General features: G+C 52.6%; 30 protein-coding genes. 24 read left to right on the top strand and 6 right to left on the bottom strand.

Annotated elements, in window-relative coordinates:
- The first annotated feature begins 13 nt into the window (after positions 1 to 13).
- From xseA to NYE48_RS17830, 13 genes are all read left to right on the top strand, one after another.
- A complete protein-coding gene (xseA, locus tag NYE48_RS17890) occupies positions 14 to 1,384 on the top strand; it encodes an exodeoxyribonuclease VII large subunit (RefSeq protein WP_340999611.1) in 1,371 nt (456 codons plus the stop codon).
- A complete protein-coding gene (gene xseB / locus NYE48_RS17885; RefSeq protein WP_281422473.1) occupies positions 1,365 to 1,628 on the top strand; it encodes an exodeoxyribonuclease VII small subunit in 264 nt (87 codons plus the stop codon). Before xseA ends, xseB begins: the two co-directional genes overlap by 20 nt.
- A complete protein-coding gene (locus NYE48_RS17880) occupies positions 1,606 to 2,526 on the top strand; it encodes a polyprenyl synthetase family protein (RefSeq protein ID WP_445324014.1) in 921 nt (306 codons plus the stop codon). Before xseB ends, NYE48_RS17880 begins: the two co-directional genes overlap by 23 nt.
- Before the next feature lie 163 nt (positions 2,527 to 2,689).
- The gene (dxs, locus tag NYE48_RS17875) at positions 2,690 to 4,597 is read left to right on the top strand and encodes a 1-deoxy-D-xylulose-5-phosphate synthase (RefSeq protein WP_212947428.1); all 1,908 of its coding nucleotides are present in this window, start codon (positions 2,690 to 2,692) and stop codon (positions 4,595 to 4,597) included.
- A 26-nt stretch (positions 4,598 to 4,623) separates the two neighbouring features.
- Complete coding sequence (locus NYE48_RS17870) at positions 4,624 to 5,487, top strand: TlyA family RNA methyltransferase (RefSeq protein ID WP_036714319.1); 864 nt, start codon at positions 4,624 to 4,626, stop codon at positions 5,485 to 5,487.
- Between the two features lie 158 nt (positions 5,488 to 5,645).
- The gene (locus NYE48_RS17865) at positions 5,646 to 6,128 is read left to right on the top strand and encodes a hypothetical protein (RefSeq protein WP_036714322.1); all 483 of its coding nucleotides are present in this window, start codon (positions 5,646 to 5,648) and stop codon (positions 6,126 to 6,128) included.
- Between the two features lie 26 nt (positions 6,129 to 6,154).
- Entirely contained in the window at positions 6,155 to 6,604 is a 450-nt protein-coding gene (gene ahrC, locus NYE48_RS17860; protein ID WP_036714325.1) for a transcriptional regulator AhrC/ArgR, read from the top strand.
- Positions 6,605 to 6,640: 36 nt separating this feature from the next.
- Positions 6,641 to 8,377: a DNA repair protein RecN gene (gene recN / locus NYE48_RS17855; protein WP_212946914.1), complete on the top strand. Its 1,737-nt coding sequence runs from the start codon at positions 6,641 to 6,643 to the stop codon at positions 8,375 to 8,377.
- 105 nt (positions 8,378 to 8,482) lie between these two features.
- Complete coding sequence (gene spoIVB / locus NYE48_RS17850) at positions 8,483 to 9,811, top strand: SpoIVB peptidase (RefSeq protein WP_156124710.1); 1,329 nt, start codon at positions 8,483 to 8,485, stop codon at positions 9,809 to 9,811.
- A gap of 184 nt (positions 9,812 to 9,995) precedes the next feature.
- The gene (spo0A, locus tag NYE48_RS17845; protein WP_212946912.1) at positions 9,996 to 10,802 is read left to right on the top strand and encodes a sporulation transcription factor Spo0A; all 807 of its coding nucleotides are present in this window, start codon (positions 9,996 to 9,998) and stop codon (positions 10,800 to 10,802) included.
- Positions 10,803 to 11,039: 237 nt separating this feature from the next.
- A complete protein-coding gene (locus tag NYE48_RS17840) occupies positions 11,040 to 11,531 on the top strand; it encodes an RNA polymerase sigma factor (protein WP_197070049.1) in 492 nt (163 codons plus the stop codon).
- Positions 11,521 to 12,513: an anti sigma factor C-terminal domain-containing protein gene (locus tag NYE48_RS17835; protein ID WP_340999610.1), complete on the top strand. Its 993-nt coding sequence runs from the start codon at positions 11,521 to 11,523 to the stop codon at positions 12,511 to 12,513. The genes NYE48_RS17840 and NYE48_RS17835 overlap by 11 nt, the downstream gene beginning before the upstream one ends.
- A gap of 502 nt (positions 12,514 to 13,015) precedes the next feature.
- On the top strand, positions 13,016 to 13,525 hold the full coding sequence (locus tag NYE48_RS17830; RefSeq protein ID WP_340999609.1) for a metallophosphoesterase: 510 nt from the start codon (positions 13,016 to 13,018) through the stop codon (positions 13,523 to 13,525).
- A 222-nt stretch (positions 13,526 to 13,747) separates the two neighbouring features.
- Here NYE48_RS17830 and NYE48_RS17825 read toward each other — a convergent pair whose 3' ends face one another.
- The gene (locus NYE48_RS17825) at positions 13,748 to 13,882 is read right to left on the bottom strand and encodes a hypothetical protein (RefSeq protein ID WP_340999608.1); all 135 of its coding nucleotides are present in this window, start codon (positions 13,880 to 13,882) and stop codon (positions 13,748 to 13,750) included.
- On the opposite strand from NYE48_RS17825, the gene NYE48_RS17820 reads away from it, so the two are divergent.
- Genes NYE48_RS17820 through NYE48_RS17810 form a run of 3 tightly spaced genes read left to right on the top strand, consistent with a single transcriptional unit; the run spans position 13,871 to position 15,642 of the window.
- Entirely contained in the window at positions 13,871 to 14,515 is a 645-nt protein-coding gene (locus NYE48_RS17820; RefSeq protein ID WP_340999607.1) for a hypothetical protein, read from the top strand. The two genes, NYE48_RS17825 and NYE48_RS17820, sit on opposite strands and share 12 nt — an antisense overlap.
- 18 nt (positions 14,516 to 14,533) lie before the next feature.
- Complete coding sequence (locus NYE48_RS17815; RefSeq protein WP_212946903.1) at positions 14,534 to 15,412, top strand: ComEC/Rec2 family competence protein; 879 nt, start codon at positions 14,534 to 14,536, stop codon at positions 15,410 to 15,412.
- Positions 15,413 to 15,420: 8 nt separating this feature from the next.
- Entirely contained in the window at positions 15,421 to 15,642 is a 222-nt protein-coding gene (locus NYE48_RS17810; protein WP_340999606.1) for a DUF3006 domain-containing protein, read from the top strand.
- A gap of 46 nt (positions 15,643 to 15,688) precedes the next feature.
- On the opposite strand, the gene NYE48_RS17805 is transcribed toward NYE48_RS17810, so the two are convergent.
- Entirely contained in the window at positions 15,689 to 16,072 is a 384-nt protein-coding gene (locus tag NYE48_RS17805) for a cupredoxin domain-containing protein (RefSeq protein WP_340999605.1), read from the bottom strand.
- A gap of 115 nt (positions 16,073 to 16,187) precedes the next feature.
- Positions 16,188 to 16,778, bottom strand: a complete 591-nt coding sequence (locus NYE48_RS17800) for a thymidine kinase (RefSeq protein ID WP_212946898.1) — start codon at positions 16,776 to 16,778, stop codon at positions 16,188 to 16,190.
- Positions 16,779 to 16,969: 191 nt separating this feature from the next.
- Between NYE48_RS17800 and NYE48_RS17795 the strand changes: the two genes are divergently transcribed.
- Complete coding sequence (locus NYE48_RS17795) at positions 16,970 to 17,182, top strand: hypothetical protein (RefSeq protein WP_340999604.1); 213 nt, start codon at positions 16,970 to 16,972, stop codon at positions 17,180 to 17,182.
- A 141-nt stretch (positions 17,183 to 17,323) separates the two neighbouring features.
- A complete protein-coding gene (locus tag NYE48_RS17790; RefSeq protein ID WP_340999603.1) occupies positions 17,324 to 17,647 on the top strand; it encodes a hypothetical protein in 324 nt (107 codons plus the stop codon).
- 48 nt (positions 17,648 to 17,695) lie between these two features.
- Here NYE48_RS17790 and NYE48_RS17785 read toward each other — a convergent pair whose 3' ends face one another.
- Positions 17,696 to 17,998 carry a DUF2627 domain-containing protein gene (locus tag NYE48_RS17785; protein ID WP_036714517.1) on the bottom strand — a complete coding sequence of 101 codons (303 nt, stop codon included), beginning with the start codon at positions 17,996 to 17,998 and terminating at the stop codon, positions 17,696 to 17,698.
- Positions 17,999 to 18,211: 213 nt separating this feature from the next.
- On the opposite strand from NYE48_RS17785, the gene lpdA reads away from it, so the two are divergent.
- From lpdA to lipB, 5 genes are all read left to right on the top strand, one after another.
- Entirely contained in the window at positions 18,212 to 19,633 is a 1,422-nt protein-coding gene (lpdA, locus tag NYE48_RS17780) for a dihydrolipoyl dehydrogenase (protein ID WP_212946896.1), read from the top strand.
- A 165-nt stretch (positions 19,634 to 19,798) separates the two neighbouring features.
- Positions 19,799 to 20,839, top strand: coding sequence for a thiamine pyrophosphate-dependent dehydrogenase E1 component subunit alpha (locus tag NYE48_RS17775; RefSeq protein WP_212946894.1), 1,041 nt, complete (start codon positions 19,799 to 19,801; stop codon positions 20,837 to 20,839).
- The gene (locus NYE48_RS17770) at positions 20,830 to 21,816 is read left to right on the top strand and encodes an alpha-ketoacid dehydrogenase subunit beta (protein ID WP_036714519.1); all 987 of its coding nucleotides are present in this window, start codon (positions 20,830 to 20,832) and stop codon (positions 21,814 to 21,816) included. The genes NYE48_RS17775 and NYE48_RS17770 overlap by 10 nt, the downstream gene beginning before the upstream one ends.
- Positions 21,817 to 21,837: 21 nt before the next feature.
- Entirely contained in the window at positions 21,838 to 23,211 is a 1,374-nt protein-coding gene (locus NYE48_RS17765) for a dihydrolipoamide acetyltransferase family protein (protein WP_340999602.1), read from the top strand.
- Between the two features lie 53 nt (positions 23,212 to 23,264).
- The gene (lipB, locus tag NYE48_RS17760; RefSeq protein ID WP_340999601.1) at positions 23,265 to 23,963 is read left to right on the top strand and encodes a lipoyl(octanoyl) transferase LipB; all 699 of its coding nucleotides are present in this window, start codon (positions 23,265 to 23,267) and stop codon (positions 23,961 to 23,963) included.
- Between the two features lies 1 nt (position 23,964).
- On the opposite strand, the gene prli42 is transcribed toward lipB, so the two are convergent.
- Positions 23,965 to 24,066 (bottom strand): stressosome-associated protein Prli42, encoded by a 102-nt coding sequence (prli42, locus tag NYE48_RS17755; RefSeq protein ID WP_156124714.1) that lies wholly within the window; start codon positions 24,064 to 24,066, stop codon positions 23,965 to 23,967.
- 108 nt (positions 24,067 to 24,174) lie between these two features.
- On the opposite strand from prli42, the gene NYE48_RS17750 reads away from it, so the two are divergent.
- The gene (locus NYE48_RS17750; protein WP_340999600.1) at positions 24,175 to 25,299 is read left to right on the top strand and encodes a M20/M25/M40 family metallo-hydrolase; all 1,125 of its coding nucleotides are present in this window, start codon (positions 24,175 to 24,177) and stop codon (positions 25,297 to 25,299) included.
- A gap of 85 nt (positions 25,300 to 25,384) precedes the next feature.
- On the opposite strand, the gene NYE48_RS17745 is transcribed toward NYE48_RS17750, so the two are convergent.
- Positions 25,385 to 26,611, bottom strand: coding sequence for a hypothetical protein (locus NYE48_RS17745; protein ID WP_340999599.1), 1,227 nt, complete (start codon positions 26,609 to 26,611; stop codon positions 25,385 to 25,387).
- Positions 26,612 to 26,676 lie beyond the last annotated feature (65 nt).

Genomic DNA, 26,676 nt, shown 5'->3' with positions numbered 1-26,676 from the left:
CGGGGGCATGGCCATGGAACCGCAGCGAATTTTATCGATCAAGGATTTGAACCGGTATATCCGGATGAAGCTCGACTCGGACCGCCTGTTGTCCGACGTGTGGATTCACGGCGAAATTTCGAATTTCACGCACCATTCGAGCGGGCATATGTACTTTACTTTGAAGGATGAGGGCAGCCGGATTCGCGCCATCATGTTTGCGTCCCATAACCAAAGGCTGCCCTTCAAGCCGAAGGAAGGCGCCAAAGTCATTGCCCGTGGCAACGTCACGGTATACGAACGCGATGGTCAGTACCAGTTTTACGCGACGCATATGCAGCCGGACGGCATCGGCAGTTTGTATTTGGCATTTGAGCAGCTGAAAAAAAAGCTCGAAGAAGAAGGGCTGTTTGCCGCGGAACGCAAAAGGCCGATTCCCGAATTCCCGGAGACGGTCGGCGTCATCACTTCGCCGACGGGCGCGGCCGTACGGGATATCATCATTACGCTCGGACGGCGATATCCCCAAGCGAAGGTGGTGCTCTACCCGGTGCTCGTGCAGGGAAAAGGAGCGGCCGCATCGATCGTTCGCGCCATCCGCAGCATGAACGAGATGGATGAGGCGGACGTGCTGATCGTCGGCCGCGGCGGCGGCTCGCTCGAGGAACTGTGGGCGTTTAACGAGGAGCCGGTGGCACGGGCGATCCGCGAGTCGCGGATCCCGGTCATATCCGCCGTAGGCCACGAAACGGACTTTACGATCGCCGATTTTGCGGCCGATCTCAGGGCCGCGACGCCGACGGCGGCCGCCGAACTGGCGGTTCCCCATGCGGCCGAGCTGCAGGATCGTTTGCGCCAATTCGAGCGGCTGCTCAAGCAACTGCTGCTCGACCGGGTCAAACGCAGCCGCCAGCAGCTTGCGTCGCTGCAGCGTTCGCCGGTGCTCATGCACCCGCGGCGATATTTGCTGCAGCATGCCGAACGCTTGGACATGCTGCATATGCGGTTAAACGGCAGCATGCGCGCGGCGCTGAACCAGAGCCGCGAGAAACGGCTCCGGATTCACCACGGCCTGATGCGGTACCATCCGCAGGAACAGCTTTCCTACGCCAAAAAACGAAACGAGGCGAGCCGCAAACAGCTGGTTGCGCTGATGCAGTCCATTTTGAAGCACAAACAGTCGCAGCTGCGCGAATCGGTGCGCCATCTGGACGCGTTAAGCCCGCTGAAAGTGATGGCGCGGGGATACAGCCTCGTATACGACGAAAAAGAGCAGCATCTCATCAAATCTATAAACGACGTACAGCCTGGGGATTTGGTCCAAATCAAAGTAAGCGACGGTCAGCTTTCATGCCAGGTATGGGGAATGAAGGAGGATGGGCAAATTGACGGAAAAGGAAAATGAATTGAAATTCGAAGACGCCATGATCCAGCTCGAGGATATCGTCGGTGAACTCGAACATGGCGACGTGCCTTTGGAGAAGGCGATCGAGCTGTTCCAGCAGGGAATGAAGCTTTCGCAGCTTTGCAGCCAGAAGCTGGAGCAGGTGGAACGGAAAATCGAAATGATCGTGGAAGAAAACGGCGAATTGCGCAAAAAGCCTTTCGGCAGCCCGCTTGATCCGGATGGCGGTGACTCGATTGACTGAACGTGCCTCCTTCAGGGAATATCATCAGAACATCATCGAGCGGGTCGCGACGCGACTGGAGGAGAGCCTTCCCGCGCAGTGGCAAATCCCGTCTTCGCTGCGGGAGGCGATGCTTTATTCTTTGATGGCCGGCGGTAAGCGGATGCGGCCGCTGCTCGTCATGGCTGCCTGCGAAGCGCTGGACGGCAATGCGGATGCGGCGCTTGACGCCGCGTGCGCGGTCGAGATGGTGCACACCTACTCCCTCATTCACGATGATTTGCCCGCGATGGACAATGACGATTACCGTCGGGGCAAACTGACGAACCATAAAGTATTCGGCGAAGCGGCGGCGATTTTGGCGGGCGATGCGCTGCTTACACACGCTTTTTATTTGGTGGCCCGGTTGTCACAGGTCCATGGCGTTCCGGCCGAGCAGGTGGTCAACATCACCATGGATTTGGCGGAGCTTGCGGGGCCTAAAGGCATGGTCGGAGGCCAGGCGGCCGATATGGAAGGCGAGCAGGGGCTGACCGAATTGTCCCAGCTTGAATACATCCATCTTCACAAAACGAGCGATTTGATCACGTTTTCGCTTCTTGCCGGGGGAAGGATCGCCGGGGCGGATGAACAAAAACTCGAAGCGCTCCGCACGTTCGGACAAAAGCTCGGGCTGGCGTTCCAAATTCAGGACGATATCCTCGATATCATCGGCGACGAGGCGAAACTCGGCAAAAAAACGCAGAGCGACATGAAGCAGGAAAAGGTAACATATCCCTATTTTATCGGGCTTGAAGCTTCGCGGGGCGAGGTCGAAAGATTGACGGCCGAAGCGAAATCTGCGGTGATCGAAGCCGGCTTGGCCGACCCGTCGCGCCTGCTGGAGATCGCCGACTACCTGATGAATCGCGATCATTGACGCCGTGCTTAGGATTGCGTAAAGTTTTGTGATATAATGACGAAAAGAATCGTCTTTCTGCAAGGAAAGCGCTAACCATATATATAATGAAAAGAGGCTTTTTACATGGAAGCCGGACTTGAAGAAATTATTCCATTCTATAGAGGAAAGCGGGGAGATTGTCGTGCTGCTTCCACAAATTAAACAGCCAGAACAAATCAAATCTCTATCGGTTGAACAATTGGGCCTTCTTTCGGCTGAAATCCGTCGATTTCTGATCGAAAAGCTGTCCGTGACGGGAGGTCATCTGGCTTCAAACCTGGGAGTGGTGGAACTCACGCTGGCCCTGCATTACTGTTATGACAGTCCACGTGATAAATTCATTTTCGACGTCGGCCACCAGGCCTACGTCCATAAAATGTTGACAGGGCGCATGGACCAATTCGATACGCTGCGCAAGTACAAAGGATTGTGCGGGTTCGTGAAACGCAATGAAAGCGAGCACGACGTGTGGGAAGCGGGGCATAGCAGCACCTCGCTGTCCGCAGCGATCGGCATGGCCGTCGCCCGCGACTTGAAGGGCGAAAAAAACAAGGTCATCGCCGTCATCGGCGACGGCGCTTTGACGGGCGGCATGGCTTTCGAGGCGTTGAACCATATCGGCCATGAGCAAAAAGATTTGATGGTCGTCTTGAACGACAATGAAATGTCCATCGCACCGAACGTCGGGGCCATGCATAATTATTTGAGCAAAATTCGTTCCGACCGCCATTATTTGCGGGCGAAGGACGAACTCGAGGTGCTGCTCAAAAAAATTCCGGCCATCGGAGGCATGTTGGCTAAAACCGGTTCCCGCCTGAAAGACAGCCTGAAATACATGATGGTGCCGGGCGTGCTGTTCGAGGAGCTCGGGCTTACGTATCTCGGCCCTGTCGACGGGCATGACATCCAGAAGCTGATCGAAACCTTCAAACAGGCAGATAACGTGCGCGGCCCGGTATTTGTCCATGTGTTGACGACCAAGGGCAAAGGCTACAAGCCGGCCGAAGCCGATTCCCATAAATGGCACGGCATTTCGCCGTACAAAATCGAATCCGGAAAAGAGCTGAAGTCCGTCGGCAATCCGATGTACACGGACGTCTTCGGCAAAACGCTCATCGAGCTCGGGGAAAAGGATCCGCGCATCGTGGCGGTGACCCCGGCCATGCCGAAAGGTTCGGGGCTGATCGAATTCAGCGAAAAATTCCCGAGCCGAATGATCGACGTCGGCATCGCCGAACAGCATGCGGCAACGATGTGCGCGGCTCTCGCCATGGAGGGGATGAAGCCGGTGTTCGCCGTCTACTCGACGTTCATGCAGCGGGCGTACGACCAGATCGTCCATGACATTTGCCGCCAAAACGCCAATGTCATGTTCGCCATCGACCGCGCCGGTTTCGTGGGAGCCGACGGCGAAACGCATCAGGGCGTGTTCGACGTGGCTTTCTTGCGCCATATTCCGAATCTCGTGCTGATGATGCCGAAGGATGAAAACGAGCTGCGGCACATGATGAAGACGGCGCTGGATTACGATGACGGACCGATCGCGTACCGCTATCCGCGGATTAACGGGCTGGGCGTTCCTTTGGACGAAAAGCTTGTGCCGATACCGATCGGCTCCTGGGAAACCGTTCGCGAAGGCGAAGGTTACGCTGTTTTGGCATCGGGTCCTATGGTGCAGGTGGCGCTGGAAGCCGCCGAACAGCTGAAGCGGGAAGGCATTAACCTGCGCGTGGTCAACGCGCGTTTCCTCAAGCCGCTTGACGAAGAGATGCTGATCGAACTCGCCGACAGCCACACGAACATGATCGTGCTGGAAGAGGCCAGCGAAAAAGGCAGCCTTGGCAGCGCCGTGCTCGAATTTTACGCTTCCAAGCATATTTTTGATACGAGAGTGTCCTTGATGGGCGTGCCGGACCGTTTTATCGAACACGGCAGCGTCAAAGAACAGCGCCAGGAAACCGGATTGACCGCCGAGAACGTATGCGCGGAGATCAAAAAGCTGATGTCTCTGCATGCATTCGGGATCGGAAAAACCGGGTACTCCTCCTAGGCGGAACGTACAGTCAGGAGATAATCATGAATTCGCCAAAAGAACGGATTGATGTCCTGCTGGTGGAGCAGGGATTTTACGATAGCCGCGAGAAAGCCAAGGCCGCCATCATGGCGGGCCTGGTGCTCGCCAACGAGGAACGCATCGAAAAAGCGGGCATGAAGGTTCCGAGGGACACGGTCATCCGCGTCAAAGGAGCCGTTCATCCGTACGTAAGCCGCGGCGGATTAAAGCTGGAGAAAGCCATTCGGACATTCGGCCTTGATCTGGCGGGCAAAACGATGCTGGACATCGGCTCCTCCACGGGCGGATTTACGGATTGCGCCCTTCAGCACGGGGCCGCATACGTTTACGCGATCGACGTGGGTTCGAACCAGCTGGACTGGTCGCTGCGCAACGACGAGCGCGTTTGCGTGATGGAGAAAACCAATTTCCGTTATATGACGCCTGAAGATTTGAAAGGACCCGCGCCCGATTTTGCGAGCATAGACGTATCCTTCATTTCGCTTCGGATCATTTTGCCTCCGTTAAAGGCGCTGCTGCAGCGCCCCGGGGACGTTGCGGCGCTCATCAAGCCTCAGTTCGAAGCCGGAAGGGAGAAGGTCGGAAAATCGGGCGTCGTCCGGGAGGCGGCCGTTCATCGCGAAGTGCTCGTGAACATTTTGAGCTTTGCCCATGAACTCGGATTCGAGCTGAAGGGGCTGACGTATTCGCCGATCACCGGCGGGGAAGGCAACATCGAATTTTTGGCCCACTGGCATGTGAGCGATCAAGAGGGCGGTGCAAACGAGACATCCACCGAAGAGTTTGAAGCCGTGCTGCAGCCGCTCGTCCATGACATCGTGGCGGAAGCCTCGCATACGTTTACGGGAAACTCATCCAAGGGATGAGTTTCTTTTCGTTCATGACCGAAGATTCACAAAAAGTGAATTGATAAGAACGTATGTTTGGTATATAATGGACTTGAAATTGATATTTATGCGGTTCATTCACGGTTATAAAGGATTTTCTTCCGGCTGCCGCGAAATAAACCATCGAGGTGATCGAAATGGAGGAACGGGCGGATTGGCTCGTCATGCTTCTTATTGGATTGCTGTTGTTGGTTTGGATCGCGCACGGGCTTCGGACGTGGCTCTTTAGGCCCCTTCCCGCCCGCGTGCCGGACATGCCCATAAATGAGAATATCCCTGATCATCCGGCGGTGGACATGCTGGAGAATGCAGGTTATGAAGTGCTGGGCGGAAAGATCAAAATCCCGCTGCTGTTCGATGTGGACGGGGAAGATTTTCACAGCCGGCTCTTCATCGATTTTATCGCAAGAAATGACGAGAACGTTCTTTATCTGGTCAAGGTGGCCCGAAGCCGGCTTCCGATGGAATGGACGGGCAGTTCGATCCGGGACAGGCTGCTTCCTTATTTTCTCCTGTATCCGGGCTGCGGCGGCGTGTTATACGTCGACGTGGACAACGACGAGGTTGCCTGCATCCATTTCGACTGGGATGAAGAGGACGCTAATGGATATGATGAATAAATATAAGCTTTTACCAGGAGGTATGTATGAAAGGACAACGACATATTAAAATCCGGGAAATCATTACCCAGCAGGATATCGAAACCCAGGACGAGCTGGTCGCAGCGCTGCGGGCCGCCGGCTTTCAGGTGACCCAGGCGACCGTGTCCCGGGACATCAAAGAGCTGCTGCTCATCAAAGTGCCGATGGACGACGGAAGATACAAATATTCGCTCCCGACCGACCAGCGCTACAATCCGCTCCAAAAGCTGAAACGGGCTCTCGTGGACAATTTCGTGCATATCGATTACACCAACAATTTGGTGGTCATGAAATGTTTGCCCGGGACGGCGAACGCGATTGCGGTTTTGCTCGACAACATGGAATGGAACCAGATCATGGGCACGATTTGCGGCGACGATACGATCTTGATGATTTGCCGCACCAACGAAGACAGCGAAAGCTTGGTCGAATTGATCATGAGTTATATTTCATAAGGGAAACCGGGCAATATTTATGGGGGGATTGAATCCATGCTGCTGACATTAAGTATTCGGAATTTGGCCGTCATCGAATCGGTCGACGTGTCTTTTCATGCGGGCTTTCATGTTCTTTCAGGGGAAACGGGGGCAGGGAAATCGATTGTCATCGATGCGCTGGGGCTCATCGCGGGCGGCCGGGGTTCGGCCGAGCTGATCCGCTACGGCTGCGACAAAGCCGAAATCGAAGCGAGCTTCGAGCTGCAGCACAATCATCCCGTATGGGCGTCGCTCGAGCAGATGGGCGTGCAGGCCGATCCCGAGGAGCATTTGATCATTCGCCGGGAGGTGAACCAGCAGGGGAAAAGCACGGCACGGATCAATGGGCAGCTCGTCAATTTGACGATGCTTCGCGAAATCGGGGAACAGCTGATCAACATCCACGGCCAGCATGAGCATCAAAACCTGATGCGGGCCGACCGCCATTTGCATCTTCTCGATACGTACGGCGAAGCCGTCATCGGTCCGATCAAAAGAACGTATCAGGAGCAATACGCCTCGTTTTCGAAAGTCGAAAAGGAATACAAAGAGCTGATGATGAACAGCCAAAAAACGTACCAGATGCTGGATTTGTACCGTTTTCAGCTGGAGGAAATTTCGGCGGCTGCCTTGAAATCGGGCGAGGATGAATGGCTGATGGAAGAACGGGTCAAGCTATCCCATAGCGAGAAAATGATGGATTCCGTATCGGGCGCATACGACCTCGTTTTCGGCGAGAAGGGACTGGGTGCCGTCAGTACGGCGGTATCGCGCCTCGAGGACGTGGTGCAATACGACGAAAAAGAGCTGAAGCCCATTTTGGAGCAGCTGCAGTCGGCGTATTACCAGCTGGAGGACGTCGCTTTTCAGCTTCGCAACTACCGCGACGACATCGAATTTAATCCCGAACGCCTGGACGAAGTCGAAGAACGGCTGGACTTGATTTCTTCCCTGCGGCGGAAATACGGGGAGAGCGTGGACGAGATCCTGGCGTACTACAACAATATTTTGCAGGAAACCAGCGCGCTGGAAAACAAGGACGAACGTTTGGAGGAACTTAAAACCCGGCGCGACGAATTGCTCGCGGCGCTGATCGCAACGGCCGAGGAGCTCAGCGAAGCCCGCCAAATGTGCGCGGCCGACCTGGCCGGCCAAGTGGAAAAGGAGTTAAAGGACCTTCATATGGAACGGACTTCGCTTCAAGTTCGTTTCGACCGGATCGAGGATCCTAAAGGCGTGGAAGTCGACGGCAGAAGGATCAGGCTGACGCGGCAGGGCATCGATACCGCCGAATTCATGATCTCGCCCAACCCCGGCGAACCGCTGCGGCCGTTAAGCAAAATCGCTTCCGGCGGCGAACTTTCCCGGATGATGCTGGCGATGAAAAGCATTTTTGCAAGGCATGACCGGATTCCGGTGCTTATTTTCGACGAGGTGGACACGGGGGTCAGCGGAAGGGCTGCACAATCGATCGCCGAAAAACTGGACAAACTCGCCGAAAACTGCCAGGTATTCTCCATCACGCATTTGCCGCAGGTCGCTTGCATGGCGGACCATCAATATTTGATCGAAAAAAACATCGAAGGCGAACGGACGATGACGCATGTGGAGGAGCTTTCCGACCAGGGGCGCGTCGAAGAGCTTGCGCGTATGCTTGGAGGCGTCGAAATTACCGAAAAAACGCTCCATCATGCCCAAGAAATGTTGAAGCTGGCGGAGGAGCGGAAGGCCGTTAAAACCGCACCAGCGTAATGATTGACAGTAATAAAAGACTTGGGGCAGGGCAATCTTAAAGGTACGCAATTGGCGACCACCTTTTTCGTCAAGCGAAAGAAGCAAAAGGGAGCGTGACAGCCATTGAACTCCAGCCTCAGGAATAAAATGCTCGGTCTTTTCATTGTCTTCTTTCTGGTTTTTTTCAGCACGACAGCACCTGTCAAAAGTTTTGCGTCGATTCCGAACGAAATCAGGATGTTTGCCGGCGATCAAAGCTCCTTTCAGCTGGCGATGCCGGTGGAAGCACAAGCTACGGTGGACCGTCCCGATGTGCTTCAGCTGAACGGTTCCGCCGCTTCATCGCTGAAGGTTTCTCCGCAGCATCCGCTTCAGCTGATGCCCCAACAGAGCGGAAGCGCCAAATTAACGTTGAAGTTGTTCGGCAAAATTCCGTTCAAAACCGTGAATGTCCACGTCATACCCGGTCTGAAAGTGATCCCCGGCGGTCAAACGATCGGCGTTAAAGTCAAATCGGCAGGCATTCTGGTGGTGGGGCATCATCTGGTGCACGTGGATCCGACAACAAGAGTATCCCCCGGCGAAAACGCCGGAATTCAGTTAGGCGATTTAATGACGCATTTTAACGGCGAGCCGTTGAAAGACATGTCAAAAGTCGCCCGAATCGTCGAAGAAGCCGGGATGAGCAAAAAACCTCTGGAAATCACCTTCAAACGGGGCGAAAAGATCATGAAAACGAAATTAACCCCGGCGTTTGACCAGAGCGAGCAAAAATGGAGACTTGGTCTTTATATTCGCGATTCCGCCGCAGGTGTCGGCACTTTAACCTTCTATGCTCCGGAACAGGGTGTTTACGGCGCTTTGGGCCATGTCATCACGGACATGAATACGCAGACCCCAATCACGGTGGGCAGCGGTGAAATTTTGCAATCCAGCGTCACCTCGATTTCCAAATCGCAGGACGGGGAACCTGGAGAAAAAAGAGCTCATTTTTTAAAGGGCGGCAAAGTACTGGGCAACATTGAACGCAATACCCATTTCGGCATTTTCGGAAAGATGAATCAGAATCCTGATTACAGCCTTTATAAAGAAGGAATTCCCGTAGGGTTCGCGCAAGAAGTCAAAGAAGGGCCCGCCGAAATTTTAACGGTTGTGGACGGGCAGCAGGTCGAAAAGTTCAAGGTGGATATCGTTCATGTCGCGAAACAGGATGCACCGGCTACCAAAGGGTTGGTCATTCGCATTACCGATCCCAAGCTGATCGAAAAGACGGGGGGGATCGTGCAGGGCATGAGCGGCAGCCCGATCGTTCAGAACGGGAAGCTGGTCGGAGCCGTCACCCACGTCTTCGTTAACGATCCAAAGTCCGGTTACGGATGCTTCATCGAATGGATGCTGCAGGATTCCGGCGTCATACCTCAAAGGGATACAATAAATCTTAAGGCGAGTTAGCCTTAAGATTTTTTGTCGTTTTTGGCAGAAAATGCGTGAATTTTGAATAAAAATATTTATTATAAATCAACTTCAAAAAAAAATAAACAAAAATAATTTTCGACAGAAGGAATTTAAATGGGGATGTCGAAAAGTATTTCAGACGAAAAAAAATTGGATTTTGATTCTAAGGAGGAAGCAGCCAGTGCAAAAAATCGAGGTTTTGTTGGCAGATGACAACCGTGAATTTACGAATTTGCTTGCTGAATACATTACGGAGCAAGAAGATATGATGGTAACTGGAATCGCCTATAACGGCGAGGAAGTCCTGAATATGATCGGTGATTCGCGAAAAATTCCGGACGTACTCATTTTGGATATTATCATGCCTCATCTTGATGGCTTGGGTGTTCTTGAACGATTGCGGGAAATGAATTTGTCTCCACAGCCGAAGATCATTATGCTGACTGCTTTCGGCCAAGAGAACATCACGCAGCGAGCGGTTCAGCTTGGGGCATCGTACTACATTCTTAAACCGTTTGACATGGAGGTTCTCGCAAGCCGGATTCGTCAACTGGTCGGCGGACAAAACGTGACGGCCGGAAACGTAAGCATGGCTTCGACGATCAAATCCAATGTCGTTCCGATGGCCAAAGGCAAAAATTTGGATGCGAACATTACGTCCATCATACATGAAATCGGCGTGCCTGCGCATATTAAAGGATATCAATATTTGCGCGAAGCGATTACGATGGTGTACAACAACATCGAGATTTTGGGCGCCATCACCAAAACGCTTTATCCGGCCATCGCCGAAAAATTCAAAACGACGCCTTCCCGCGTCGAGCGCGCCATTCGCCATGCGATCGAAGTAGCCTGGACGCGCGGCAACATCGATTCCATCAGCCACTTGTTCGGCTACACCATCAACATCAGCAAATCCAAGCCGACCAACAGCGAATTTATCGCCATGGTGGCCGATAAGCTGCGGATTGAGCATAAGGTGAGCTGAAAGGATAACTAAAGACGGATTCCATGTTTCACGGAAATCATATATTTTAGATTTAAAGAGACGCCTTACTTCAGGAAGGGCGTCTTTTTGTGTTTTTTTTTAGCAACATGAAGCGGTGAATCTAGTAAAAATGTTAAAGCGTACGGGGTCGTTTTTTAAATTCTAGGATCCTGTATACATAACCCCTCTTCATATCGTTATTAGAATGGAAAGGAGCGGATCATAATCGATGACGAGTTGATAAGACAACTGCTTCATAGAGGCAAAGTCATTAAACACTATTTGGTGCGGATCGGTGCAAACCCTTCGGATGCGGAGGAAATCGTGCAGGACACATTGCTCAAGGGCATAACGCATATCGATTCCATCAAACCGGCAAAGTTCATGTCCTGGCTTTTTAAAGTCGCGACGCATAAATATTATGACCTGTACAGGAAGGAAACCCGGCGAGGAAAAACGGTATCGTTCGAGCTTTTATCATTCATGGATGAGTCATCACCGGAAGATCGTTATTTGCGAAAGGAAAAAAGCCTGGGGGTAAAGGAATTGCTGAACCGGATTCCGCAAAAGTACAAACAGATGCTGATCCTGAAGTACGATTTGGGTTTGAGCTACGACGAAATCGGCAGATTATTGAACGTAAAAACCGAGCGGGTCAAAACCGACTTATACCGCGCCCGAAACATGTTCAAAAAAATGTATGAAGGAGAACGACAAGATGAGCAATGATTATTCCGAGGCTGTGGAGCAGGACAGTGAGCAGCATTTTCGAAATCTTTTGAAAAAAACGAAAAGGAAATCGATGTTGCGAAATATTATTATTTCCGTCTTGAGTGCGATGGTTGTAATTGTCGGGCTGCTCATTGCGGACAAAATGCTCTTATCACGCAGCGCGAAACAAGCCCTTACCGATCTTTATCACTATCAATTAATTTCGTCTCCTAATGTTCTTCTTGGCGAAAGCCAATCACTTGATAGCGTGTTAGGAGGAACGGCAATCTATCGGACATATAAAGTCATCGAAGGCGTGCCCCTGCCATGGGCCGAGATGAAAGTCCATTACAATGTTTTTGGCGAATATGGGCAATTTGTCGGCGGATATTCTCCATTAAACGTTAAAGATCCAGACATGGAGAAATTGAATATGGCAAGACCTTATAACGTCATGAACGGACAGAGAGAACTGTTGTTTTTTCACCCGGAAGTGCATTATCCCGATTTGCTGAACGAGTTGAACAAGCTGGATCAGATCGATTCCGGGAAAAAAGTGGAGATGGCTATCTCGCTCGATCATGCCTACACGGCAAACGAAATCCGCGATATGCTTCCTTCCGGTGTACATGCCCGTTGGTTCTGGGTTGATACGTACACGCCCGAATACATCAAATTTATGAACGGCCCGCCGGCCCTGCCTCTCATCAGTCCTAACGTATATGGCTATGCGGCCTACGCCGATCAGGAGGACACATGGGAAAATGATGAGGGCAAATTTATCGAATACATTAAAGAAGGATTGAAGCTGAACGGAAACTATGATTGGGAATACACGCAAATTTTCAATCAATTAAGAGGCGGCAAAAAAGAGCCTGCCAAAGACGATGTGCGTTCTATCGGCGTTGTCGTGACGGGGAGTCCGGAAGCATTGCGGGCTTTACAAGGCAAAAAATACGTACGTGCCGCGGTTCTAGGGGCTATAGCAGAAAATTATTAATGTAGCAACTTAATGGCGGAACATAAGGAACGCTCAACCTGAAGGCATCTTCTTAGGCAGAGCGTTCTTTTTTATGCTCCGGTCGAAGCATCTGATGAGCCATGATTTTGTTCAAGCTGTTCTAAACGTTCCTTAAGTTTTGAAGTTATGATTGGAATCCGCGACGAATCGGGAGGATCTGCGCATTTTCATAGTGGGCTTTGGCTTCTGATATGCGCATCTGGAGCGAAAAAAATAGACAAAGGTGATGTCGCAGAGCGAATCTGCCGATATCATCAAACATTTGACAATAGTTTCGCCGCCTGGCACCAAGGATGTCATTTCGTTTCCCCTTTCCAATGGATGCTGGATCATATATGCTGATCTTACAGCATCGCGGCTCAAATCGAACGGATCATTCATAAGGGGTTGCCGTTCAGGTATTTGCTTTTATTCTAATTTTTTTGGCCTTTTCTGGTATAACTATGTAATCATGAGAAAAGAATCCGAAGGGAGTCTGTATATGAACCGCGTATTTGTCATTTCGGACCATCATTTTGGGCATCAAAAAATCATCGATTTTGAGTCGAGACCGTTTGCATCCGCAGAAGAAATGGATGACTATATGATCCGCCAATGGAATGCGGTCGTCGCCAAAAACGACAGGGTGTTTCACCTCGGCGATTTCTCTTTTTACAATAAAGAAAAAACGAAAGCGATCGTGGAACAACTGAACGGACAAAAATTCCTCATTCTGGGCAACCATGACCGGGGGCGGAGCAAAACTTGGTGGCTGGATGCCGGTTTTGACGAGGTCAGCGAATATCCCATCGTTTACGAATCCTTCTACATTTTGTCCCACGAACCTCTCTACATGAATAAACATATGCCTTACGTCAACATTCATGGACATATTCACAGCCAGAAATACGAAGGCAAACTTTACGTTAATGCTTGCGTCGAGCACTATGATTATAAACCGGTTGCCTTTGATGAGATCCGCAGCACCCTCGTCGCAAACGAAGAACAGTGAGACGATAAGCCTATTTTCACAAAAGCGATTTTCGCAAATGATCCAAAGGTTACAAATTTTTGGCTGGATAAGCTCTTGAAAACAACATAATATGAAGATAGAGATGCTGGCTTGCAATGAAGCTGTGCGACCAAAGAGAGGAGCTTCACGTTGACGAGCAAAAAATGGATCATTGCGGCAGCCGCAGTTATCGCCATATGTTCTGCGACTTCGATATTCACCTTAGCCAAGGATAATGCTATAAAACAAGGTTATTCCGCTGCGGAGCCGGTGGCGTCTCACGCCGTCCGACAAGCGAACGGAGAAGTTTCGCAGCTTTTGCGGGACGATGCCGGCCATGATACGATGAATAATCAAGACCAAGCCCCCCAATCGGAAATTGAAACGCCCGAGGAGACCATCGCCGAATCCGACGATCACACCATACATATTACAGGAATCCAAACAAACGAGGGAACTTACGACCATCTAAAACTTGAAACACCGGCGTTCAGCCGCAGCCTACCCGGGTATAACGTAACGAATCCGACCTATGCACCGCAAATCATTTGCGAAGACGTGAACGGGGACGGCTACAGGGAGTGCGTCGTTATTTTGACGACCGGATACGGCACCGGAGTTTACCGCTCCGACGTTGTTGTGTATAATTCAGAAGGCGACAGGATACCGGTAGAAGATGCCAACACGGCGTTTTTGAAGCAGTTTGACGGGAGTTTTAACGGCCAAGGGCTTACGCTGAACGTTCATGGGCAATCGTATCAAGTTCCATATGCGCTCATTTTAACGGATCGTACCCGGTTGAACGGGCGGCCGCAAATCGGAAGCATCATGCAATATGCCGTTACGGGCGGCGTGTTAACCGCTACGACTGCGGTGCAAATTTCGCCAGCGGAATTCGTGGGAGACCTGGCAGTCACATATACGTTCAAAAATGGCCGGCTGCAGGCCGGGAGCGCCACCTTCGAACTGTATCCGGAATACAGCTCCTAAACGCAGGAAAGGAAGTATATGAAATCATCAAGAATTACATACGTATTTATGGCCATGCTGGCGGGCATGTTTTTGTTCGTGTTTTCGGGATGCTCCGTCGGTTTGCCGGACACCGGGACGCCGGTTTCCACGGCAGGACAGAAGCTGAAAGTGTATTTTCTGGACGTGGGGCAAGGAGCTTCGCAGCTGCTGGTGACGCCGTCGGGAAAAACGATGCTCATCGATGCGGGGAATAATGATAAAGAACAAGTGATGCTGGATTACATGAAGCAGTACCATATTTCCAAGTTGGACGTCGTGATCGGAACGCATCCGGATGCCGACCATATCGGCGGGCTCGACAAAGTGATCGACCAGATCCCCGTCGAAACGATCTACATGCCGAAAGTTCAATCCAATACCAAAACGTTCGAATCCGTATTAAAATCGATCAAAAATAAAGGGCTGAAGGTCAAAACGGCAAAAGCGGGCCTGTCTTGGGACCTCGACGATGAGGTGCACGTGGACATGCTGGCGCCGACCCGCAGCTATGACGATTCCAACAACATGAGCGCCGTCGTCAAGGTCACCTACGGACAGACGTCGTTCCTGTTGACCGGCGATGCCGAAAGCGCAAGCGAAAAAGACATGATCGCCTCGGGGGCGGATTTGCAGGCGGACGTGCTGCTTGTCGGCCACCATGGCTCGAATTCTTCGACAACCTTGAGTTTTTTGAAAAAAGTAAATCCGAAATATGCCGTGATCCAGGTAGGAAAAGGCAACACCTACGGCCATCCGAAAAGCGCGATTTTGAGCCGCCTGCAGAAGCAGGGCGTTGAGGTGTTCCGCAATGACCGACAAGGAACGGTTGAAGTCGATTCGGATGGCAGCTCGATTCAGATTTCCACGGAAAGGTAGTGGGACGTATGAAAAGCATGAAAGGAATTATCGAAGGTTTTGAAGGCGAATTTTGCAAGATCGAGCGGGATGGACATGTGGAAGCCGTGCCCAGGACGAAAGTGGACGTCACCGCGCAAAGTGGCGACGTGGTCGAATGGAACGGTGAACAATGGATTCCGAACCGGGCTTTAACCGCGCAACGCACCAAGGAAATCCGAACATTGATGGATGACGTATGGGACGATTAACACAGAAAAAAACCACCTGAGAAGGTGGTTTTTTCTATGAAATCGATTATTCAACGATCAGTTTGCCCTTCATATCGCTGTGACCCGCACCGCATATGACGGAGCAATCGAAGTCGAACGTGCCGGCTTTGTCTGCCGTAAATTCTACGGAGCCGTCCTTTTGCAGGTTCACGTTATAGTCTGGAATTTCCAAACCATGCGCACCGTCGGTGTTTTTCAACGTGAGTTTCACTTTTTCGCCTTTTTTCACTTTGATTTCGTTTGGCGAAAATTCAAAGCTTTTGGCGTTGACGGTAATTTCTTTCACGTCTCCGCTAGCGGAAGAAGAAGAATCGCTTGCGCTGCCGGAGCTGGAATCGTTATTGCCGCATGCGGCTAACACCGTGGCGGAAAGAGCTGCGACGGCGATCAGAGAAAAGATCTTTTTCATTTCTATGGCCTCCCCTTTTTGGTTAAAGATTGTTTAACCATTTACAAAAGACGAGTTTACGCTTCTCGTTTGCCGCTGTCAATGCCATTTTCTTGAAGAGTCCCCTGGCATCAAATCACTGCACTTTATGGGGAGGCACGAAACAATGCCTGCAGCGCGGCTCATAATCGTCGGAATCGCCGATCAGAATGATCGAGCCGAGCGGCGCCGGCTTGCCGTTGACGATGCGTTGGGTAAAAACAGCCTCGGGGCTGCCGCAAACGGCGCAAAAGGCGGTGAGCTGCTGGATGTCATCCGCCATCGCGAGCAGGCCGCCGATATAACCGAATTCTTTTCCCCTGTAATCCATGTTCAGGCCGTCGACGATGACATGTTTTCCGCGGTAGGCGAGTTCCTCGACCAATCCCAATATCGGTTTATTGAAAAATTGCACTTCATCGAATGCGACGACATCCGCATCGGCCGTTTCTTTATAAATTCGGGCAAGAAGCTCGTCCGTCAGATGCCTTGGAATGGAAATGGCCGGGAGACGGTAGCCGATCCGGCTGACGATTTCATCCTTGGCATAACGCTGATCTTCCGCCGGCTTATAGGCAACCAGCTTTTTCCGTCCATATTGCACGAGTTTTTGGCATCTGCGGATCAATTCACCCGATTTTTCGCTAAACATGGGGCCCGTGATTACGGTAATCCGTCCTTTATTCACCTTTATGCTCCTTTCCCGCTTAAAAACCAGGTATTTTCATCGCTGGATGAAAAATCACGAAAAATAGCGGCTTTTATAGAGTACCATAATCTGTTGGGGGTGGCTATAGACATTTGGGACGCTGGCGTTGGCCCGGCTGAAAGTGGTAAGGTTAAAGAGATGAGTACATATGCACACGGAGGAAGGTCGCGATGAAAGAGAAATTGGTGGAATTCCGGGAGAGAATATCTGCGTTATCGCCGGAGCTTGAACGGATTCCGGAAGCCAAACAGTTGATAGAAGAAATGCTGCAGGAGATGAACGAGCTTCACCGGCAAAATCACGCGCTACGGAACAGGATATTAAAGAGCTCCAGCAAGGAATCGCGAATGTCGAGCAAACTGCGGGACGCCTTATATGAATGACTATGCGTAACCCCGGCTTCGCTTCGAAACATGGCTGCCGAGAATTCCCGAGAGGTAATTTGGCGGAACCGATACACACAATCCCCATTGCCGCTATATGCTGTTACAAGGTAGAACGAGAACTGTCGGCGGGGTGATGAGATGAGCCGTTCCAAGAAAAAACCGTCGCGCAAGGCCCAGGCATTGCCGAAAAAACGGCTCCTGCGAACCTCGGCGCGGCCGAAATTGAGCCCGCAGCAGATCGCTGTGATCGGAGGGCTCCTTTCGGGTTTTTTTGTGGTGGAATCCTTGATTTATAACCGCAACAATGAGCTGAAGGTCATTTTGACGAGCACGACGTTGACGGACTATCCGGTGCTTGGCAATAAAGAGAGGGAAGAGCGGGAAGACGAGGCACTGGAGCTCATCGCCAGCGAATCGGATAACGGATCGAATGAAACGGCTTATCCCGCCCGTAAAATATAGCAAACCCCGCCTTGAATCGCAGCTTGGCGGGGTTTTGTCATCGTCTTATTATGAGGTTGGCTGGGCGGGCGGCTTGGGTTTGCGTTTCTCCTTAAACCTGGGTCCGACGTAATTCCGCTTGCGGTCCCGGTACAAAATCCATCCGCCAAGAAACGTCATGCCGGCAAGGAACAAGAGAAGGCCAAGCAAAAAATGCCCCCATTCAAAGGAAGGATGGGCGACGCTTGCATCCCCATGGACCGAATAAAACGCAAATACGGCGTCTTTCATAAATAAAAAACCTGTCACCGCCATCAATCCGGGGATGACGAGGATTAGAATGGCAATAAAGCGGGAAATGACTAATTTCATACGGAATATCCCTTCCTGTCATTCGATTTTGCATAATCCTATCATACCGTTTTCAAGAACTTCTGTCCATTTCGCCGGGGGTTTGTTTGTAAAGGAGGAAAAAGAGAGTAAAATAGAAAAGATAAAACATCACGGTGTTCCCGGGTGAGGGAGACCGTTCACGACAAACGATCAGCATGGATAAAAATTTATGGATAAATGTGGGGGATGGATATGACAATAACATGCGATGTGGCGGTGCTCGGCGGAGGAACCGGCGGATACGTGGCGGCGATCCGGGCGGCGCAGCTCGGCAAACAGGTTGTGATCATTGAGGCGGACAAGCTCGGAGGGACCTGTCTGCACCGGGGCTGCATCCCTAGCAAATCATTGCTGCGCAGCGCCGAGGTGTATGCCGAAATCCGCGACAGCGAAAGTTACGGCATCGAGACCGCGGGCGCGACGCTGGTGTTCTCCAAGGTGCAGAACCGGAAAACGGCGATCGTCGACCAGCTTCACCAAGGGGTGCAGTACTTGATGCGCAAAAACAAAATTCAAGTGATCCATGGCAAAGGGCGCGTCACCGGCCCGTCGATTTTTTCGCCAAAAAGCGGCGCGGTAGCCGTTGAACTGGCGGACGGCGAAATGGAGACGGTGGTTCCGGCGAACTTGATTATCGCAACCGGATCCCGTCCGCGCACGCTCCCGGGCCTTGAGCCGGATGGCCGCTACGTGCTGACGAGCGACGACGCGCTTCTTCTGGAAGAGCTGCCGGAATCCATTATCATCGTCGGCGGCGGCGTCATCGGCGTCGAATGGGCTTCCATGCTTAGCGATTTCGGAGTCCGGGTGACCGTCGTCGAAGCGGCCGACCAGCTTTTGCCGGCCGAGGATCAAGACATCGCCCGGGAGCTGCAGAAGCTGCTGACCAAACGCGGGGTTGCCGTTCATACGGGAAGCACGGTACAACCGGATACATACCAGGCCAAGGATGGACAGGTCACCATCGGCATGCGCAAAGGAGAGCAAAACGAGACGTTAACCGCTTCGTGCATACTGGTGTCGGTCGGCCGTCAAGCCAACGTGGAGAATATCGGGCTGGAGAACACGGATGTGCGCGTGGAACGCGGTTTTATTGAAGTGAACAAATTTTTGCAAACCGGGGAATCGCATATTTACGCCATCGGGGACGTGATCGGAGGCCTGCAGCTGGCCCATGCCGCAAGCCATGAAGGCATTGCGGCGGTCAATCATTTGGCGGGAGAACCGGTTCACCCCGTCCAGCCTCATTTGATTCCGCGCTGCGTATACACGCGGCCGGAGGTTGCCAGCATCGGCATTACGGAGAAGGAAGCCCGCGAGAAAGGCCATGAGGTCAAAGTCGGCAAATTCCCGTTCCAGGCGATCGGAAAGGCGTTGGTTCACGGCAGCAAAGACGGGTTTATTAAGGTTGTGGCTGATGCTAATAGCAACGATATTCTCGGCGTACAGATGATCGGAGCCCATGTGACGGATTTGATCAGCGAAGCCGCTTTGGCCCAGCTGCTGGATGCGACGCCATGGGAGGTCGGCCAGCTGGTGCATCCGCATCCGACGCTTTCCGAAATCATCGGCGAAGGCATGCTGGCCGTGGACGGATTATCCATCGGCATGTAACGCCCCGTTGCTGGACATCGTTTCAGCCCGAGCAAAAAATTAAAAACCTTCTTTTCTTTTTGGTGCGGAAAGGATTATAATAAAGTTAACCCAAGTCTTAGTACCAGGTTTTAATATCAGGTTAAGAATTTGGCCTAAGGCTTTATTAATAAGGAGGTACCTACCATGAGCGAACAAGGTACTGTTGGAACAGGGCATGAACATGAGCAGCTTGGACTCAGCAACGGACAAGTGATTGACATGTACAGATATATGCTGCTCGCACGCAAATTCGATGAGCGCAATTTGCTGCTGCAGCGCGCAGGCAAAATCAATTTCCACGTTTCGGGGATCGGGCAGGAAACGGCACAAGTAGCGGCCGCCTTTGCGTTGGATCGCGAGCGGGACTATTTCCTGCCGTATTACCGCGATTACGGGTTCGTCATGGCCGTAGGCATGACGGCGCGCGAATTGATGCTGTCCTCCTTTGCGAAAGCGGGAGACCCGAACAGCGGCGGACGCCAGATGCCGGGGCATTTCGGCAGCAAAAGGCTGCGCATCGTGACCGGGTCCAGCCCGGTTACGACGCAGGTTCCCCATGCGGTCGGCATCGCGCTTTCCGCAAAAATGAGAAAGCAGGATATCGTTTCGTTCGTTACTTTCGGCGAAGGCTCCAGCAACCAGGGCGATTTTCACGAAGGCCTGAACTTCGCGGGGGTTCACAAACTTCCCGTCATCGTAATGTGCGAAAACAACCAATATGCGATTTCGATTCCGGCGCACAAGCAAATCGGCGGCAAAGTGAGCGACCGCGCGCTAGGGTACGGATTTCCGGGATTCCGGGTCGACGGCAACGACGCGCTTGCGGTTTATAAGGCCGTCAAGGAAGCCCGCGAGCGGGCGGTCCGCGGCGAAGGGCCGACGCTGATCGAAGCGATGATGTACCGCCTGTCCCCGCACTCCACCTCCGACAACGATTTGGCTTACCGCACGAAAGAGGAAGTCGAGGAGAATTGGAAAAAGGACGGCATTGCCCGTTTCAAAGCCTATTTGATCGGCTGCGGCATTTGGGACGAATCCAAAGACGCCGATTTGCAGGAGCAAATTTCGCTCGAGATCAAGGACGCGACCGAATTTGCGGACAACGCGCCTTATCCGAAGCCGGAAGAAACGCTGCTGCATGTCTATGCGGACGATCGTGAAGAGGGGGAAAAGGCATGGCAGTAATGGAATATATCGACGCGATTCGTCTCGCGATGAAAGAAGAGATGGAAAAGGACGAATCCGTATTCGTTCTCGGCGAGGATGTGGGCGTGAAAGGCGGCGTGTTTACGACCACCAAAGGTTTGATCGAGCAGTTCGGCGAAGACCGGGTGCTTGATACGCCGCTGGCCGAATCCGCCATTGCAGGCGTAGCGATCGGGGCAGCGATGGTCGGCATGAAGCCGATCGCGGAAATGCAGTACTCCGATTTCATGCTGCCGGCTACCAACCAGATCATTAACGAAGCGGCCAAAATCCGCTACCGCTCCAACAACGACTGGAGCTGTCCGGTCGTCGTCCGGGCGCCGATCGGCGGCGGAATCTTCGGGGGGTTGTACCACTCCCAATGCCCGGAATCCATTTTCTTCGGGACGCCGGGCCTTAAGATCGTCGCTCCGTTTACGGCTTATGACGCAAAAGGGCTGCTGAAAGCCGCGATCCAGGATCCCGATCCGGTGTTGTTTTTCGAAAACAAAAAATGCTACAAAATGATCAAAGGCGACGTGCCTTTGGATGACTATACCGTGCCGATCGGCAAAGCGAATGTGCTCCGCGAAGGGGCAGACATTACCGTCATCGGTTATAGCATGCCGCTGCATTTTTGCATGCAGGCTGCCGAAGAACTCGAAAAAGAAGAAGGCATTACCGCCCATATCCTGGATCTGCGCACGCTGCAGCCGTTGGACCGCGACAGCATCATCGAAGCGGCCCGCAAGACGGGCAAGGTGCTGATCGTCCACGAGGATAACAAAACCGGCGGCGTCGGCGCCGAGGTGGCGGCCATCATTTCCGAGGAATGCCTTTTCGACTTGGATGCGCCGATCATGCGCTGCTGCAGCCCGGACGTGCCGGCCATGCCGATCAGCCCGCCGATGGAGAAGTTTTATATGCTGAGCAAAGACAAAGTGAAGGAAGCCATGCGACAATTGGCAATCTACTAGGGGAAGCTTAGGGGTGAAAATATGTCTGAAAATCAAAAGTTAACCGATGTGGTGATGCCGCAGCTGGCCGAATCGTTGGTTTCGGCGACGATTGCCAAATGGCTCAAGCAGCCGGGAGAAAAAGTCGAACAGTACGAGCCGATCTGCGAGGTCATGACCGATAAAGTCAATGCGGAAATTCCATCGACCATCGATGGCGTGATGGTGGAGCTGATCGCGGAGGAAGGCCAAAACGTGAGCGTCGGCGAAATCATCTGCCGCATGGCCGTCGCCGGCGGGGCTCCGGCTTCCGCCGAACCAACGCCGCAAACGGCTTCGGCGGTTTCGAACGTTACTTCCGCCGCTGCCGCAGGCGATCAGTCCATGAGAAACCGCTATTCGCCGGCCGTGCAGACGCTCGCCGCGCAGCATGGCGTCGATCTGAACCAAATCCAGGGAACGGGAATGGGCGGCCGAATCACGCGCAAGGACGTCTTTGCGTACGTGGAAAAGGGAGGGGCTGCTCCGCGGCAGCCGCAAGCTCCCGAAGCAGCGCCTGCCCGGGCGGAAGCGCCGTCGCCGTTCAAGGATTTGCCGCACGCCGATCCGGCCGTCACGCCGGAGCAATACATTCCGGTTCAGCCGGTATCCGAAAGAAATTCCGGCCTGCATATGTCTGAATCGCCGAAAATTCCGCCGATCGAGGTGGAAAGAGGCGAACGCGAAACGCTGATTGACGTGACGCCGCTCCGCAACGCGATTGCGACCAACATGCGCCAAAGCGTATCCGAAATTCCGCATGCATGGACGATGGTTGAAGTGGACGTGACCAACCTCGTGCTGCTCCGGAACAAACTGAAGGATGAATTTAAACGGCGGGAGGGGTATAATTTAACGTATCTGGCGTTTTTCCTGAAAGCCGTCGTCAATGCGATCAAAGATTACCCGATCATGAACTCCGTTTGGGCCGTCAACAAAATCATCGTAAAACGCGATATCAACATTTCGCTGGCCGTAGGCACGGAGGATTCGGTCATGACGCCGGTCATCCAAAGGGCGGATCAGAAAAATATTGCGGGCCTGGCCCGGGAAATCGAAGAGCTTGCGACCAAAACCCGTCAAGGCAAGCTGAAGCTGGAGGATATGCAGGGAGGCACCTTTACGGTGAACAACACCGGTTCCTTCGGGTCCATCCTGTCGTATCCGATCATCAACTACCCGCAGGCCGCCATTTTGACGTTCGAATCGATCGTGAAACGTCCGGTCGTCATTAACGACATGATCGCGGTGCGTTCGATGGCCAACATTTGCTTGTCGCTGGATCACCGGATTCTCGACGGCGTCATCTGCGGACGGTTCCTGCAGCGGGTGAAGGAAAACATCGAAGCGTATACGCTGGATACGAAAGTGTATTAAGAAAGTGCATGAAAAGGCAGTCATTCATCATCTGGAGAGGACGTGATTTCGGTATGGGCAAAGAACTTCATGTTTCCTATACGCCGATGATGGGTTATGATGCAGCATGGGATTTGCAAAAATCGATCGTAAAAAGCATTGACCTTGGAGAGCAGCAGGATACCCTGCTGCTTTTGCAGCATCCGCCAACCTATACCATCGGATCCCAAAGACATCCGGAGCATTTGCTGCTCAGCAAGGAAGAACTGGAGGAAAAGGGCATCGGTTTGTTCGAAATCGACCGCGGCGGCGATATTACATACCACGGGCCGGGCCAGCTGGTCGGATACCCCTTGCTTGTTTTGGAGGGGGAAGGGCTGGATTTGCACGCTTACTTGCGCAACCTGGAACAAGTCATCATCAATTACTTAAAGCACCATGGCATCGACGCCGGCCGCAAGCCCGAATATACGGGCGTATGGGTCGGGGACTTGAAGGTATGTGCCATCGGGGTCAAATTCAATAAATGCCGCAGCCGCCGGGCATTCGTCACCAGCCACGGCTTCGCTTTCAACATTAAAGCGGGCATCGAAACGCAGGGCTTTTCCGGAATTATTCCTTGCGGCATCCAGGAATACGGCGTGTCATCGCTTGAAGGTTGTACCGGCAAGACGTTTAGCGTGGAACAGGTTGCCGAGGAGATCGTGCCTTTTTTTGCGGAGGTTTTTCGTTACGAGGCGGTCGCCGGCACCGTCCCGGGTTCGGCCCGCTGAATCAGCGGGCGATCAGGGATTCGACCACTCCGAAAATGACGGAGCCGAACATGGCGAACAGCATCAGGTAAACAAACACGCGAAACCATTTCTTGTTTTGCATAGCTACTCCTTTTTCGATAGATGATGTATTAGCTTGGATAACATGTCATTTTGATGTTAGGACAGCTATGTTTATTGTAACTTAAACGCAGGGAGAGAGGAAAGTCCAATGATCAGACAAGACCGTTTGGTGGAAGAATTCATGGAGCTCGTCCAGGTGGACAGCGAAACGGGTCATGAGGAAGAGATCGCGGAAGTCCTGAAAAGAAAATTTTCGGATCTCGGGCTGAGCGTGACCGAAGATGACTCGAAGAGCAGAACGGGCCACGGGGCGGGGAATTTGATCGTCACCATGGCAGGCACGCCGGGTGTCAAAGCTCCGAAGCTGTTCTTTACATGCCATATGGATACGGTGGCGCCCGGCAAAGGAATTCAGCCGCAGCTCGGCGCGGACGGCTGGATCACAAGCGACGGCACGACGATTCTCGGTTCCGACGATAAAGCGGGGATCGCCGTCCTGTTCGAAGCCATCAAAGTCATTCAAGAGCAGAACATCGAACACGGACAAATCCAGTTCGTCATTACGGCCGGGGAGGAATCGGGCCTGCTGGGGGCCCGCTCCATGGATCCGAAATATTTGGATGCGGACCTTGGCTACGCCATCGACTCCAACGGGGAGATCGGCGCCATTGCGGTAGCGGCTCCGACGCAGGCGAAAATGAAGATGAAAATTTTCGGCAAATCGGCCCATGCGGGCGTAAATCCGGAGGACGGCATCAGCGCGATTCAGGTGGCTTCCAAGGCGATCGCCCGGATGAAGCTCGGACGATTGGACCATGAAACGACGGCCAACATCGGAAAATTCGCCGGCGGCGGCGCGACCAACGTCGTTTGCGATTACGTCGAAATCGACGCGGAAGCCCGCAGCATCGTGCAGGACAAAGTCGAACGGCAAATCGAACATATGCGCGAAGCGCTTGAAAGCGCCGTTCAGGAATGCGGCGCGACCTGCGAATTTATCAGCGAAATCGTCTACCCGGCGTTCAACTTCGACGAAAACGACGACGTCGTGAAGCTGGCGCAGCGGGCCATTGCCAATATCGGGCTTCCGAGCCGCACGTTCCATTCCGGCGGCGGCAGCGACGCGAACATTTTTAACGGCATGGGGGTACCGACCGTCAATTTGGCGCTTGGTTACGAGAACATCCATACCACCAAAGAACGAATCCGCGCGGCGGACATGGTCAAAGCGGCGGAAATGGTCATCAGCATTGTCCGCGAGACGACGAAATAAGGCCCAACCAACCAAAGGCTGTTACCGGCCGGCATGCCATGCCGCGGTAACAGCCTTTTTTAACGGGCCCCTCTCTTCTTGCGGCCTAATGCAGCATAACGGCGGAAGACGCTCCGTGATTGCGCATCTGGGCAGGTGTCCAACGGGTGTGCCATTCCGTAATATTCAAAATGTGCAGCGCGCGGGTAATGTTGTTCAGATAACGTTCGATTTGGAGAAAATGCTCGCTGCCGACGATCGTGTTTTCGAGCCGGGCCATCAGCGATTTTTTCGTTTGTTGCAAATAACAGGAGGCCGCGCCGAACCTCGAAGCCGAATGGTTGGGATCCGTGTTGTAAATGGCCTCAAAGATGGAAGCCGCCGTTTCGTAATTCCCTTCGTCGTATTGGATTTCCGCGGCGATGAAGCAAAGTTCAAGGGAAATCTGGCTGCGGTCGTACAAGGGGAGCTGTTCCATCCCGGCGATCCGCGAAGCGGCAAGCTCGCGGTATCCTTGCTTGTACAAGGTATAAATGAGCTCATGGTATTCATGCTCCGTCGGACTGGACAAAATAGCCAAAGCTTCTTCCACTTTGCCGAGGGCAATGGCGGTTTTGGCGGTTTCCAAAGCTTCGTAGCGTGATAAAGCAGGCATGCCGATATCTCCTCCGTTCTTACCATGCAGGCACAGTTTGCATACATGGATGGCTTCCGCGGTTCTGATCCTATGCCGGGCAGTAATCAGGAGCACGCGATCTTGCTGCATGGTTTTTCGTGATAATAGGGACAGCGCTTCTTTGAATTGATTTATATATATTAAGCATAAAATGTATTGGGCCAGGTTTCTGTCGGTATATCTTTCAGGAGGGCTTAGGGAAGCATAGAGTTCGGCAGCGGAAGCATAAGCTCCTAGCGCCCAAAGCGTTTCCGCTACATGAAGCGCCGGATCTTCGATGAATTCGGAGGCGACCGCGGTTAACCGGATCCGGAGATCCCCGTCGCTTATTTCCGACCGGCGGAGAAGCAATCCGATTTCCGCGAGTGCTTCCGGGATGTGCCGCTTCCTTGCGAGACATTCGCGGAAAGCCATTCCTGCTTCATGATGGCGGCCCAGCTGCCTCAGCAGCCTGCCGTATTCCATCCAGCACAAGGATTCGTCGAATGAAGGATCCGCCGTTTTCTCGCCGGACCTGGTGATCGAAAGGGCTTTCTCGAAACACGAAAGAGCAGCGGCATCCATTCCGCGCGTGCGATACCATAATCCTGATTTGTAATGAAACGTAGAAGATTCAGGTTTGGTTTGAAGCAGGGACAATGCTTGGTCTTTCTTCATACGAGACCCTCCGTTATATAAAACAACGCAAATATGAAATGGTTATAGGGGACGAGCAAAAAAAA

The organism is Paenibacillus sp. FSL M7-1455, assembly GCF_038004655.1.
Taxonomy (GTDB): Bacteria; Bacillota; Bacilli; order Paenibacillales; family Paenibacillaceae; genus Paenibacillus_AQ; species Paenibacillus_AQ cookii.
Note: the sequence above shows the minus strand (reverse complement) of the source record. Positions and strands in the feature narration are given on the sequence as shown.

Excerpts from the sequence above, each read along its gene's own strand:
- NYE48_RS17785 (WP_036714517.1), bottom strand. The coding sequence starts at position 17,998 with ATGAAATTAGTCATTTCCCGCTTTATTGCCATTCTAATCCTCGTCATC.
- ahrC (WP_036714325.1), top strand. The coding sequence starts at position 6,155 with ATGAAAGGACAACGACATATTAAAATCCGGGAAATCATTACCCAGCAG.
- NYE48_RS17870 (WP_036714319.1), top strand. The coding sequence starts at position 4,624 with ATGAATTCGCCAAAAGAACGGATTGATGTCCTGCTGGTGGAGCAGGGA.
- NYE48_RS17805 (WP_340999605.1), bottom strand. The coding sequence starts at position 16,072 with ATGAAAAAGATCTTTTCTCTGATCGCCGTCGCAGCTCTTTCCGCCACG.
- NYE48_RS17790 (WP_340999603.1), top strand. The coding sequence starts at position 17,324 with ATGAGCCGTTCCAAGAAAAAACCGTCGCGCAAGGCCCAGGCATTGCCG.
- NYE48_RS17765 (WP_340999602.1), top strand. The coding sequence starts at position 21,838 with ATGTCTGAAAATCAAAAGTTAACCGATGTGGTGATGCCGCAGCTGGCC.
- NYE48_RS17795 (WP_340999604.1), top strand. The coding sequence starts at position 16,970 with ATGAAAGAGAAATTGGTGGAATTCCGGGAGAGAATATCTGCGTTATCG.
- xseA (WP_340999611.1), top strand. The coding sequence starts at position 14 with ATGGAACCGCAGCGAATTTTATCGATCAAGGATTTGAACCGGTATATC.
- NYE48_RS17865 (WP_036714322.1), top strand. The coding sequence starts at position 5,646 with ATGGAGGAACGGGCGGATTGGCTCGTCATGCTTCTTATTGGATTGCTG.
- NYE48_RS17815 (WP_212946903.1), top strand. The coding sequence starts at position 14,534 with ATGAAATCATCAAGAATTACATACGTATTTATGGCCATGCTGGCGGGC.
- NYE48_RS17835 (WP_340999610.1), top strand. The coding sequence starts at position 11,521 with ATGAGCAATGATTATTCCGAGGCTGTGGAGCAGGACAGTGAGCAGCAT.
- NYE48_RS17775 (WP_212946894.1), top strand. The coding sequence starts at position 19,799 with ATGAGCGAACAAGGTACTGTTGGAACAGGGCATGAACATGAGCAGCTT.
- NYE48_RS17830 (WP_340999609.1), top strand. The coding sequence starts at position 13,016 with ATGAACCGCGTATTTGTCATTTCGGACCATCATTTTGGGCATCAAAAA.
- prli42 (WP_156124714.1), bottom strand. The coding sequence starts at position 24,066 with ATGCAAAACAAGAAATGGTTTCGCGTGTTTGTTTACCTGATGCTGTTC.
- NYE48_RS17770 (WP_036714519.1), top strand. The coding sequence starts at position 20,830 with ATGGCAGTAATGGAATATATCGACGCGATTCGTCTCGCGATGAAAGAA.
- lpdA (WP_212946896.1), top strand. The coding sequence starts at position 18,212 with ATGACAATAACATGCGATGTGGCGGTGCTCGGCGGAGGAACCGGCGGA.
- recN (WP_212946914.1), top strand. The coding sequence starts at position 6,641 with ATGCTGCTGACATTAAGTATTCGGAATTTGGCCGTCATCGAATCGGTC.
- NYE48_RS17750 (WP_340999600.1), top strand. The coding sequence starts at position 24,175 with ATGATCAGACAAGACCGTTTGGTGGAAGAATTCATGGAGCTCGTCCAG.
- lipB (WP_340999601.1), top strand. The coding sequence starts at position 23,265 with ATGGGCAAAGAACTTCATGTTTCCTATACGCCGATGATGGGTTATGAT.
- NYE48_RS17745 (WP_340999599.1), bottom strand. The coding sequence starts at position 26,611 with ATGAAGAAAGACCAAGCATTGTCCCTGCTTCAAACCAAACCTGAATCT.
- NYE48_RS17880 (WP_445324014.1), top strand. The coding sequence starts at position 1,606 with ATGGCGGTGACTCGATTGACTGAACGTGCCTCCTTCAGGGAATATCAT.
- NYE48_RS17820 (WP_340999607.1), top strand. The coding sequence starts at position 13,871 with ATGAATAATCAAGACCAAGCCCCCCAATCGGAAATTGAAACGCCCGAG.
- NYE48_RS17810 (WP_340999606.1), top strand. The coding sequence starts at position 15,421 with ATGAAAAGCATGAAAGGAATTATCGAAGGTTTTGAAGGCGAATTTTGC.